This window comes from Pseudomonas sp. HC1(2025) (assembly GCF_058742075.1).
Window position 1 is genome coordinate 1,872,223 of sequence record NZ_CP196017.1, and the last position, 11,789, is coordinate 1,884,011.

The 11,789-nt window shown below is 59.0% G+C and carries 10 protein-coding genes and 4 tRNA genes; 12 read left to right on the forward strand and 2 right to left on the reverse strand.

Features of this window, described 5'->3' with window-relative positions; translation table 11 throughout:
- Window positions 1-107: 107 nt before the first annotated feature.
- Window positions 108-1,658, reverse strand: a complete 1,551-nt coding sequence (locus tag ACSSVH_RS08325; protein WP_170057800.1) for an MDR family MFS transporter — start codon at window positions 1,656-1,658, stop codon at window positions 108-110.
- A complete protein-coding gene (locus ACSSVH_RS08330; RefSeq protein WP_169953433.1) occupies window positions 1,648-2,694 on the reverse strand; it encodes an HlyD family secretion protein in 1,047 nt (348 codons plus the stop codon). Before ACSSVH_RS08330 ends, ACSSVH_RS08325 begins: the two co-directional genes overlap by 11 nt.
- 198 nt (window positions 2,695-2,892) lie before the next feature.
- On the opposite strand from ACSSVH_RS08330, the gene gltX reads away from it, so the two are divergent.
- The 12 genes from gltX (at window position 2,893) to ACSSVH_RS08390 (ending at window position 11,670) form a co-directional block, all read left to right on the forward strand.
- On the forward strand, window positions 2,893-4,374 hold the full coding sequence (gene gltX, locus ACSSVH_RS08335; RefSeq protein WP_492634345.1) for a glutamate--tRNA ligase: 1,482 nt from the start codon (window positions 2,893-2,895) through the stop codon (window positions 4,372-4,374).
- A 147-nt stretch (window positions 4,375-4,521) separates the two neighbouring features.
- Window positions 4,522-4,597, forward strand: a tRNA-Ala gene (locus tag ACSSVH_RS08340).
- A 77-nt stretch (window positions 4,598-4,674) separates the two neighbouring features.
- Window positions 4,675-4,750, forward strand: a tRNA-Glu gene (locus tag ACSSVH_RS08345).
- Between the two features lie 49 nt (window positions 4,751-4,799).
- A tRNA-Ala gene (locus ACSSVH_RS08350) sits at window positions 4,800-4,875 on the forward strand.
- Between the two features lie 78 nt (window positions 4,876-4,953).
- A tRNA-Glu gene (locus ACSSVH_RS08355) sits at window positions 4,954-5,029 on the forward strand.
- Window positions 5,030-5,212: 183 nt separating this feature from the next.
- Window positions 5,213-5,752, forward strand: a complete 540-nt coding sequence (locus tag ACSSVH_RS08360; RefSeq protein ID WP_169953437.1) for a TetR/AcrR family transcriptional regulator — start codon at window positions 5,213-5,215, stop codon at window positions 5,750-5,752.
- Between the two features lie 30 nt (window positions 5,753-5,782).
- A complete protein-coding gene (locus tag ACSSVH_RS08365) occupies window positions 5,783-6,616 on the forward strand; it encodes an alpha/beta hydrolase (protein ID WP_169953439.1) in 834 nt (277 codons plus the stop codon).
- A gap of 55 nt (window positions 6,617-6,671) precedes the next feature.
- On the forward strand, window positions 6,672-7,103 hold the full coding sequence (locus ACSSVH_RS08370; protein ID WP_169953440.1) for an acyl-CoA thioesterase: 432 nt from the start codon (window positions 6,672-6,674) through the stop codon (window positions 7,101-7,103).
- A gap of 67 nt (window positions 7,104-7,170) precedes the next feature.
- Window positions 7,171-8,130, forward strand: a complete 960-nt coding sequence (locus ACSSVH_RS08375) for a tRNA dihydrouridine synthase (protein ID WP_169953442.1) — start codon at window positions 7,171-7,173, stop codon at window positions 8,128-8,130.
- Between the two features lie 118 nt (window positions 8,131-8,248).
- Window positions 8,249-8,698 carry an Hsp20 family protein gene (locus tag ACSSVH_RS08380; RefSeq protein WP_169953444.1) on the forward strand — a complete coding sequence of 150 codons (450 nt, stop codon included), beginning with the start codon at window positions 8,249-8,251 and terminating at the stop codon, window positions 8,696-8,698.
- 596 nt (window positions 8,699-9,294) lie between these two features.
- Window positions 9,295-10,638: a hypothetical protein gene (locus tag ACSSVH_RS08385; protein ID WP_492634346.1), complete on the forward strand. Its 1,344-nt coding sequence runs from the start codon at window positions 9,295-9,297 to the stop codon at window positions 10,636-10,638.
- A 279-nt stretch (window positions 10,639-10,917) separates the two neighbouring features.
- Entirely contained in the window at window positions 10,918-11,670 is a 753-nt protein-coding gene (locus ACSSVH_RS08390; protein ID WP_346266497.1) for a beta/alpha barrel domain-containing protein, read from the forward strand.
- Window positions 11,671-11,789 lie beyond the last annotated feature (119 nt).

The window sequence follows — 11,789 nt, forward strand, 5'->3', positions numbered from 1 at the left end:
GCTCGGGCCTCATCGCAGGCAAGCCAGCTGCCACATTTGATCGAGTTCCACCTTTGGAATGCAGTCGAATGTGGGAGCGAGCTTGCTCGCGATAGGGGCAACTCGGTCTAGTGGGCTTCCCCAGCCTTGAGCCCCGCCGGCAACGCCCTGGTCAAAAAGATCGCCAGCATGCTCACCGCCAACGCCAACCCCACGAAGTGAAACGCATCGTTGTAGGCCATGATCTGCGCCTGTTGATGCGCAATCTCACTGAGCTTGCCCAGCGCTGCCGTCTCATTGCCAAACTTCTGGGTCAGCATCGCCATGCGCTCGGCCACCTGCGGGTTGGTCGGCACAATGGCTTCGCGTAGGTAGTCAAAATAGGTCTTGGTCCGCGCATCCAGTAACGTCGCCAGCAGCGCAATACCGATGGCGCCGCCCAGGTTACGCAGGATATTGAACAGGCTCGACGCCGAGCCCGCGTCCTGGGGCAGGATGTACGCGGTGGCGATCAGCGAAATGGTGACCATGATCAGCGGCTGGCCGAGGGCACGGATGATCTGGATCTGGTTGAACTGGCTGCCGGCAAAGTCCGGGTTGAGCACGCCCGAGGAAAAACTCGCAAAGCCAAACAGGCCAAATCCCACCGCGCAAAGCCACTTCGGCGACACGTATTTCATCAGTTTCGGCACCAGCGGGATCAGGAACAACTGCGGCACCCCCATCCACATGATCACTTCGCCGATTTGCAGGGCGTTGTAGTTCTGGATCTGCGCCAGGTACAGCGGCAGCAGGTAGATCGAGCCATACAGCCCCACGCCCATGCCCAGGCTGGAAATGCTTGAAAGCCCAAAGTTGCGGTTGGCGAGGATGCCCAGGTTGATCAGCGGGTTGGGCTTGGACAACTGCACGATGACGAAGGTGATCAGGCTCAACAGGGCAATGCTGCCCAGGCTGACGATCAGGCTCGATTCCAGCCAGTCCTTGCGATGCCCCTCTTCAAGAAATACCTGCAAACAGCCCAGGCCCACGGCCAAGGTGAGGATGCCCATGTAGTCGGTGCTTTTGAGCAATTCCCAGTGCGCGGCCTTTTTCTCCAGGCCATACAGCAGGCCGGCGATCATCAGCAGCCCTGGCGGTACGTTGATATAGAAGATGTATTCCCAGCCCCAGTTTTCCGTGAGCCAGCCGCCAATGGTCGGGCCGATGGAGGGGGCAAAGGTGGCCGTCATGGCGAACATCGCCATGCCCTTGGCGCGATGGTGTTCGGGCAGCTTGATCAGGGTCAGGGTGAAGGCCAGGGGGATCAGCGCACCGCCGGTAAAGCCTTGCAGGGCGCGGAACACGATCATGCTTTCCAGGCTCCAGGCCATGGAACACATCAGCGAAGCGATGAGGAACCCCACCGAGACCCACACCGCCAGGCGCCGTGCCGACAGCAACTGCACCAGCCAGGCGGTGAGGGGGATCATGATGATTTCGGCTACAAGGTAGGAGGTGGAAATCCACGAGCCTTCTTCCAGGGTGGCCGACAGCGCGCCCTGGATGTCCTTGAGCGAGGAGTTGGTGATCTGGATGTCGAGCACCGCCATGAAGGCGCCGAGCATGACGCTCATTACCGCGATCCAGTCGCGCCGGGTCGGTTCGCCGACCGGGCGCAGCAGTTGATCACCGGCCATGGTCAGGGTCTTGGATCTTCACTTTGACGGTCACCGACATGCCAGGGCGGATCTTGCCGTGCAGTGGGTTGTCGGCGGCAAAGGTGAGTTTTACCGGGATCCGTTGTACGACTTTGGTGAAGTTGCCGGTGGCATTGTCTGGCGGCAGCAGGCTGAACTGCGCGCCGGAGGCGGCGAACAGGCTGTCGACCCGCGCCTCGATGGGGGTATCGCCGTAGGCATCGAAGGTCAACTCGGCCGTCTGCCCAGGGGCCATATGGCCGATCTGGGTTTCCTTGAAGTTGGCCTGGATCCAGATGTCCTGGTCGGGAACGATGGACAGCAGGTACGCGCCGGCCTGCACATACTGGCCGTTGCGCGCGGCGCGCTGGCCAACCAGGCCGCTGATGGGCGCGTGGATTTCGCTGCGGGTCAGGTTCAGTTCGGCCTGGGCGATGTCGGCGCGGGCATTGGCGATCTGCGCGTCGAGGCGCTTGATCTCGGCGTTCAGGGCGCTGACTTGCTGGCGCTGGCCTTGGGAGTCAGCCTGGGCCTTGGCGACCTGGGAGCGGGCGATGTGGTTGTCGGCAGACAGGGTGGTGACGCGTTCTTCCGAGACATAGCCGGGCTTGCGCAGGGTTTGCGCGCGGGACAAGTCGATCTGCGCGCGGCCCAGGGTCGCCTGGCTGGACGCCACCTGGGCATCGGCGGCCGCGATCAGGCTGGCTTGTTGGGTCAGCTTGCTCGTGGCCTGCAAACGCTCGGCTTCGCGGGTGGCGAGGGCGGCGTTGGCGCGGTCGATGGCCAGCAGGAAGTCGTCCTGCTCCAGGATGACCAGCAACTGGCCTTTTTCTACGTGCTGGTTATCGCCCACTTTCACCTCGGCGATGCGCGCGCCAAGCTGGCTGGAGACCCGGGTGATCTCGCCCTGCACGTAGGCGTTATCGGTACTTTCATAAAAACGTCCCTTGAAGAACCAATGGGCAAAGAAGCCCGCGGCGACCAGGGCGACGATAAACAGGAAGATAAACAGGCGGCGTTTGAGTTGGGCAGGCATGGCGGCGCAGTGTCAGTTACAAAAGGTAATGGAATATAGCCAGCTAACGATCTGGCAAATAGCCATGTCGAGGTTCCAGCCCCAACCTTGGCTTATATGCCCTTTGTTGATCGGCCTACGCTGGAGCCAGGGGGCTTGGGGCTGTTACCATTCGCCCCTTGTTTTATTTTCAGCTTTTTTGCCCATTCGAGACCCGCCATGACCACCGTCCGCACGCGCATCGCGCCATCGCCTACTGGGGATCCCCACGTCGGTACTGCCTACATCGCCTTGTTCAACTACTGCTTTGCCAAGCAGCACGGCGGTGAATTCATCCTGCGGATCGAAGACACGGACCAGGTGCGTTCGACCCGTGAGTCGGAACAGCAGATTTTCGATGCCCTGCGCTGGTTGGGCATCACTTGGGCTGAAGGCCCGGATGTTGGCGGCCCGCACGGCCCGTATCGCCAGAGCGAGCGCAGCGACATCTATAAGCAATACACCCAGCAACTGGTTGATATGGGCCACGCCTTCCCGTGCTTCTGCACTGCCGAAGAACTGGACCAGATGCGCGCCGAGCAACAGGCCCGCGGCGAAACCCCGCGCTACGACGGCCGCGCGCTGCTGCTGTCCAAGGACGAAGTGGCCGCGCGCCTGGCCGCCGGTGAGCCGCACGTGATCCGTATGAAAGTGCCGAGCGAAGGCGTGTGCGTGGTGCCGGACATGTTGCGTGGCGACGTGGAGATCCCGTGGGACCGCATGGACATGCAAGTGCTGATGAAGACCGACGGCCTGCCGACGTACTTCCTGGCCAACGTGGTCGACGACCACTTGATGGGCATCACCCACGTGTTGCGTGGTGAAGAATGGTTGCCGTCGGCACCCAAGCTGATCCTGCTTTACGAATATTTCGGCTGGGAACAGCCGCAGCTGTGCTACATGCCGCTGCTGCGTAACCCGGACAAGAGCAAGCTGTCCAAGCGCAAGAACCCGACTTCGGTGACCTTCTACGAGCGTATGGGCTTCATGCCTGAAGCGATGCTCAACTACCTGGGCCGCATGGGCTGGTCGATGCCGGACGAGCGCGAGAAGTTCTCGCTGCAGGAGATGGTCGATAACTTCGACCTGTCCCGTGTCTCGCTGGGTGGGCCGATTTTCGATATCGAGAAGCTGTCGTGGCTCAATGGCCAATGGCTGCGTGACCTGCCGGTGGAAGAGTTCGCCAGCCGTGTGCAGCAGTGGGCGTTGAACCCCGAGTACATGATGAAGATCGCACCGCTGGTGCAGGGCAGGGTGGAGACTTTCAGCCAGGTCGCCCCGCTGGCCAGCTTCTTCTTTGCCGGTGGCGTGAACCCGGATGCCAAGCTGTTCGAGTCGAAAAAACTCTCGGCTGACCAGGTTCGCCAGTTGATGCAGTTGATCCTGTGGAAGCTCGAAAGCCTGCGCCAGTGGGAAAAAGAGGCCATCACCGCGACCATCCAGGCCGTGGTCGAATCCCTGGAACTGAAGCTGCGCGATGCCATGCCGCTGATGTTTGCCGCAATTACCGGGCAAGCCAGCTCGGTGTCGGTACTCGATGCGATGGAAATCCTCGGTCCGGACCTGACCCGTTTCCGTCTGCGCCAAGCCCTTGATTTGCTTGGCGGTGTATCAAAGAAAGAAAACAAGGAATGGGAAAAGCTGCTGGCTGCTATCGCTTAGTTAAGCGCTGGTGAGGGCAAAACCCCGGCTTTGCGGGGTTTTGACGGTAAGTGATTGTTATCCCGGCAAAAAATTTTGGAAATTGTTGAAAATAAATTTGACAGCCTTTCAAAGCGCCATTAAGATTCGCCCCGTCCTCACCGATGAGGGGCTATAGCTCAGCTGGGAGAGCGCTTGCATGGCATGCAAGAGGTCAACGGTTCGATCCCGTTTAGCTCCACCAATTTACAGGTCCAAGGTCTGGCCACACCGTCCTTGAATCGATCAGGCCCAGCTTGATCATGTTGTACAGAAGGTTTTGTCCCCTTCGTCTAGTGGCCTAGGACACCGCCCTTTCACGGCGGTAACAGGGGTTCGAGTCCCCTAGGGGACGCCAGTTTCAACAAGCAGCTCGCAAGGTCTGCTGCGCCGCCAGGCGAAAAATCGGGGCTATAGCTCAGCTGGGAGAGCGCTTGCATGGCATGCAAGAGGTCAACGGTTCGATCCCGTTTAGCTCCACCAATTTACAGGTTCAAGGTTCCGGCCACACCGTCCTTGGATCGATCAGGTTCAGCCTGATCAGTTGTATAGAAGGTTTGTGTCCCCTTCGTCTAGTGGCCTAGGACACCGCCCTTTCACGGCGGTAACAGGGGTTCGAGTCCCCTAGGGGACGCCACGATTACCCGCTCTGCGGGATTTTTAAGGGTCATTCAATTATTGAATGGCCCTTTTGTTTGTCTGGCGTTTGGGTTTTCTCCCTCCCTCTTTCAAAGAACTTCTTCTGACCAACGGTCGAATTCAGTGCTTGCTAAAAATTATTATGAAGATAATATTTTAACCGTAATATTCGGAGGCCGTCATGAGCGATAAGAAAGCGCAAACCCGTGAACGTATTTTGCAGGCCGCCAGCTCCGCGCTGATCCAGCGTGGCCCGGCCGAACCGAGTGTGGGTGAAGTCATGGGAGCGGCGGGGCTGACCGTTGGTGGCTTCTACGCCCACTTTGAAAGCAAGGACGCCTTGATGCTGGAGGCGTTCGAGCAGCTATTGGCCACGCGTCGGGCGTCTATCGACGATATGGACCCCAGCCTGACAGGCGAAGAGCGCCGAGCCCTGGTGGCGGCGTTCTACCTGTCGCGCAAGCACCGTGATTCCACCGCCCAGGCCTGTCCGATCCCGGCCACGGTCGGCGAGATGAGCCGCCTGCCAGATGAATTTCGCGATGTATTGAACCGGCACGTCGAACTGATGGCCGCACAACTGGCTGCCAGCCCGGAAGACACCGATAAGGCCCTGGCCGACATGGCCTTGATGATTGGTGGTCTGGCATTGGCCCGGGCGCTGGGGCCTGGCGAATTGTCGGACCGTGTATTACGCGCCTCCAAGTCGGCAGTGCGCTGAACAAGGCTTGCGGGCCTGGGGAGTGAATGGATGAGCACCTTGAGCTGGATTCGTCGTGTCAACGGCACCGTGGGCAGGCTGGCGCCGCAGACCATCGCCAACCAGATGCGTCGCGCTTTCATGACGCCGCGGGACCTGCCGCCGCGTGATTGGGAATTGCCGCTGCTGGCGCAGGCCGAGCGCATCACCTTGCGCTTTGGCCTGTCGGCCCTGCGCTGGGGCCAGGGCCCGGCGGTGCTGATGATGCATGGCTGGGAAGGGCGCCCGACGCAGTTCGCCAGCCTGATCAACGCATTGGTGGGTGCCGGCTACTCGGTGATTGCCCTCGACGGTCCGGCCCATGGCCGCTCGCCGGGCCGCGAGGCCCACGTGGTGCTGTTTGCCCGGGCGATGCTGGAGGCTGCCGCTGAGTTGCCGCCGTTGCACGCGGTGGTCGGCCACTCCATGGGCGGCGCCAGTGCGATGCTGGCCATCCAGTTGGGCCTGCGCACCAATGCGTTGGTGAGCATTGCCGCGCCTTCCCGCTTGCTCGATGTATTGCGCGGCTTTGCCGGAGTGGTCGGCATGCCGGCGCGGGCACGGGCGGCGTTTATCCAGGAGGTCGAGTACTCCCTGGGCATCCCGCTCAAGCACCTGGATGTGGCGCACTATCAAATGAACATCCCGGGCCTGATCGTGCATGCCGAAGACGATACCTTCGTCCCGGTCAAAGCTTCGCAGATGATCCACGAGGCCTGGTTCGACAGCCGCCTGTTGCGCCTGGAGCAAGGCGGGCACCAGAAAGTCCTGGCCGATCCCCGGGTGGTCGAAGGCGTACTGGCGCTACTGGCCGGCTGTCGTGAACCAGCGCGGCAAACCGCTTGAGCCGAACGATGGGTTACACTGCTCGCCGCCGACACTAATCGACCGGGAGCAGGGCATGGGCTGGGACTTGGCAAAGCCGTTTATCATCGATCTGCAGGTGGCCCCTGAGGATATCGACGGCCTGGGGCATGCCAATAATGCCGTCTACGTTTCCTGGCTGGAGCGTTGCGCCTGGCGCCATTCCCAGCGCCTGGGCCTGGACCTCAGCGAGTACCGGCGCCTGGATCGGGCCATGGCGGTAGTGCGCCATGAAATCGATTACCTGGCGGCGGGCTACGAAGGTGATGAGTTGCAATTGGCGACCTGGATCGTCGATTGGGACCAGCGCCTGAAAATGACCCGGCGCTTCCAACTGATACGCCCCAGTGATGGCACCACCTTGCTGCGTGCACAAACCACCTTTGTCTGTATCGAACTCTCCAGTGGCAAGCCCAAGCGCATGCCGGCGGAGTTTATCGAGGGCTATGGCGTGGCGTTGCACATCTGACAAGGGGGTTAACGGTTACTGTGGGAAACCCAGTAAACTGCGCCACGTTTTTCGTTGAGTGTTTTCCATGCAAATTGCCTTGGCGCCCATGGAGGGGTTGGTCGACAACATCCTGCGGGATGTGCTGACCCAGGTGGGCGGTATCGATTGGTGCGTGACCGAATTTATCCGGGTCAACGACCGCCTGCTGACCCCGGCCTATTTCCACAAGCTTGCCCCTGAACTGCTGCACGGCGCCAAGACCGCTGCGGGCGTGCCGTTGCGCGTGCAGTTGCTTGGTTCCGACCCCGTGTGCCTGGCGGAAAACGCCGCGCTGGCCTGCGAGCTGGGTTCGCAGGTAATCGACCTGAACTTCGGCTGCCCGGCCAAGACCGTCAACAAATCCCGTGGCGGTGCGGTGCTGCTCAAGGAGCCGGAGCTGCTCAACCAGATCGTCGAGCACGTGCGTCGTGCGGTGCCGGCGCATATCCCGGTGACCGCCAAGATGCGCCTGGGCTTCGACAGCCCGGATGGCGCGCTGGTGTGCGCCACGGCCCTGGCCGAAGGTGGCGCGGCGCACATCGTGGTGCATGCGCGGACCAAAGCCGATGGCTACAAGCCCCCCGCCCATTGGGAATGGATCCCGCGCGTGCAGGACGTGGTCAAGGTGCCGGTATTTGCCAACGGTGATATCTGGAGCGTCGAGGACTGGCGGCGTTGCCGCGAGATCAGTGGGGTCGAAGACATCATGCTCGGCCGCGGCCTGGTAGCGCGTCCCGACCTGGCCCGGCAAATCGCCGCTGCGCGTGCAGGTGAGGAGGTGGTAGAGATGACTTGGGAGGAGATGCAGCCCATGCTCCGGGAGTTCTGGACGCAGTCTGTAGCGCAACTGACTGAGCGCCAGGCTCCTGGCCGCTTGAAGCAGTGGCTGGCGATGCTGACGCGCAATTACCCGCAAGCCGTGGAGCTGTTTACCGCGCTGCGCCGGGAAACCGATCTGCTGCAGGTCAGTCGTTTGCTCGGTATGCCTCACCCGCAAGCGGCCTGAAATTTTTCTTACAGCCTCTCTTGAAATGTAATGGGTGGTCCTTATCTAGGGATTACACGATGCCGAACTCGGGTCGTGGAGATAAAGAACCTTGCTGATATTTCAGGAGATTTGACCTATGAGTACCGCATTTTCCTTGGCGCCGTTGTTCCGCTCTTCCGTGGGTTTCGACCGTTTCAACGACCTGTTCGAGACCGCATTGCGCAATGAGCCGGGCAGCAGCTACCCACCTTATAACGTCGAGAAACACGGCGAAGACCAATACCGCATTGTGATCGCGGCCGCCGGTTTCCAGGAAGACGATCTGGAGTTGCAGGTGGAGAAGGGCGTGTTGACCGTCAGCGGCGGCAAGCGCGACACCAGGGCTGAGAGTGTCACCTATCTGCATCAAGGCATTGCCCAGCGGGCCTTCAAGCTGTCATTCCGCTTGGCGGACCATATCGAGATCAAGGCTGCGGACCTGAGTAACGGTTTGCTGAGCATCGATCTGTTGCGGGTCGTGCCGGAAGAAGCAAAGGCCAAGCGTATCCCGATCAATGGGGCGCAGAAGCCGGCGCTGCAACACTAAGCGCATATTTTTAAATCTTTCATCATCTGCAAAAAGGGCGCCTCTGGCGCCCTTTTTTTGTTTAGGGTCTTGAAGGAGGTTGCAGGTGTTTTAATCGATAGCGAGGGGAGTTTTGTTTAGTTGAGGGTGTGTTGTTTTATTTGTTTGCTAGCAGGTGTGTGTAACTTTCTTGGTTTGATGCGTGTTTGCATAGTTAGAGTGTTTCTTTGTTTGGAGGCATGGCAGCAGTCTTAGTCGCGCGGGAAATATCATGGGCGCTGTCATGCACACTCGGTGAATCATAACGGTTTTTTTCCTCGCAGCAGTTTATTAACGGGTATGACGTGTTTTTATCAGGCACAAGCCGTAGAAAAGCAGGTTTTCGGCAGAAGTCCATGGGTAAAAGTCCTAAGTTACCTTTTAGTGTCCTTATGTTTTCCGCGATATCTGGAACCAGAACGCTTATTTCCCCACGAATCCAGTGACTTCGATACGGTCGCTGCCGTTTCAAGTCATAAAAAAACAGTGTTTGTCATGGGCGTCTGAACGTCCTGGTGCTTTTCTGAAAGAGGGATGAATAATGTCTTATCTGTCTGTTAATAATCCTCCGAGCGTCAATGATTGCTAATCATCAGCTTGATCTGGTCGCGCCGCCTGGAAGTGGTGATGTGAGTAAGTTGTTAAATACTAAGTCGAGCGTAGTGCCGGAACACACTCGGCATGTTGAAGTTGGGCGGGAAAATACAACTGTCAGTACGGATGCTCTTGCAAAGCTGCTGGATATGTTCGAACTGCTCTTCAAGGCAATGCGAGATGTGTTGTCGGGTAAAAAGCATCCTTCCGAGGCCTTGCCCACGGCGGATAAACCGTCTGAAACCAAACCCGCTCTTGGGGACAGAGCCGCCATTACCACTAAGGATGCAAAGGCACAGGTGGGTGGAGACAAACCTACTACGCACACACCGCAGACCACCGGCAAACTGTTGATTTCAGGCCAGGCTTTAAAAAAGCAGCTCGATGCGGACAAGCTAGCCGAGAAGAAACCCGACACTGAGAGCAAGCCTGCGATTGCGAGCAACGACACCAAACTACTGCTTGATACAGACAAGAAGCCCCAGCTAAAACCGGACGCCGAGAGCAAGCCCGTGCCTGCGGGCAAGGACGCCAAGGTCCTGGTTGATAGCGACAAGAAACCGGAGCTAAAACCGGACGCCGAAAGCAAGCCCGTGCCTGCGGGCAAGGACGCCAAGGTCCTGGTTGATAGCGACAAGAAACCCGAGCTAAAACCGGACGCCGAAAGCAAGCCCGTGCCTGCGGGCAAGGACGCCAAGGTCCTGGTTGATACCGATAAGAAGCCCGAGCAAAAACTGGACACGGACACCAAGCCCGCGACTCCCGGCAAAGAAGTCAAGGTAATGTTGGATGGCGGCAAACAACCTGTGGTGCTGCCGCAGGTCAAGGTTATGCCAGGGACTCCAGAAGCGCAGGCCAAGGTGTCGTCGGACAACCATGTGCAGGTGAACGTGAATGTGAACAACTGCCACTGCCCATCGACTCACCAGCCACCCAGCCCGCGCGGCGGCGTCACAGTGACGCCTCGTTTCGAACCCGAGCCAGGTGTGGTGATACGCCACGACGCTCAGGTGAGGCCTGGCCCGCAGTCCAAGCCGACGGTAGTGCCCGATAACGATGCGAAGGTGACGCCTGATACCCAGGTGCCTGGGAGTGATGGTCGGGCGAGGCCGGGCTTGGTGCCCAACCGTGTTGCAGCGGTGACACCCGACGCGGTGCCTGAACCGACCGTCCCGAATGACAGCCGCGTAAAGCCTGAGGTATCCCCGCTGCCAAACCCTGAAGTGCTACCGGATAAGCCTGGGCCTGAGCCGGATGTGACCGCTGCGGGGCCGGAATGCCGCCCTGATGAAATGGGGTGGTCGGCGCGTCCCTATCGCCGGTTTTAACGCGCCTCTTGGGCCAATAGACCTCTAACTTCAATCAGTTGCTTCTCCGGTCAGTGATCGGCCGGAGGGGCACTTTGTGCGAGAAAAAACATGTCTGTTTCAAGCGTTAACCGTGCTTCCAGCGTCATGTGTAATGGTTCCGGGTACTTGGCAGGAGCCTTTAGTATTGAGACCGCTAGCCCCTCGCTACAGGGCTCGGCTGTCAGCAGGTTTTCCCATCAGCACTCGCCTAGGCATGTCGCTGAACTGGACGGCTGTGGGGCAAACCAGGCGGCGGACTTGCAAACCATCATTTCAATGTTCAGTACGTTCATGAGCCAAATTACAGCGCTGCTGTCGGGTGGCAAGGAGCTTGATAAAGCCAAGGTTGTTCCCGCGCCTGTCACGCCTGAAATCAAGCCCTTACCGTTAGTGCCAAAGCCCCAGACACCTCTTCCGGATTTGTCGACCAAGCGCAATGGGGCCAAATGCGATGATATCTGGGGTGGTTTTCGCCAAGGGCCGGATGGCAATTGCGTAACGGTTTCAGCGATCAAGGCCGCCATGCACAAGTTTGGACAAAGCCCCACTGATATCTACAAAAATGTCAGTAAAACCGAGCGCGGCTATGACGTGACGATGCGTGACGGTTTTCATTTGACGTTGACCAGCCAGGAGTTGAAACAGGCGGCAGCGGGCGCACGTTTTTTTGGGCGCGACAGGGGCATGCTCAAGGACGCTGAGTTTTTGTTTGCTGCCAGTGCCAAGCGTGCGCAGATAGAAAACAACGATGGTCGAGCGGCGAGAAGTTTCAGCGCGGCCATCCGCAGTCTCAATGATGGTGAAGATGAGCGTGGCGCAGGGGAAGGGTTCGAGCGCTTGGGCTTAAAGAAGCATATAAAAAATGTCCCGGTAAATACCTTGGCCCGCGGCCAGGTCGGGATGGTCAACCGTGCCCGGCATTCGGTCGCAGTGATCGACGGCAAGGAAGAGTTATGGGGTCGAAAAGGCAGGGCGCCGCGGTATGGGGATGCAGTGGCGTTAATCGGGTGATCAGTAGTGTTGTGTAGTTGTCGTTTTAAATTATAAGAGTGGCTGTTGTTTTCCTGCGCAGGTTTTTAACGTTAATTTTACTTTGGGTTTTCCTGATGCTTGGCATGCGCGGGTTTGCG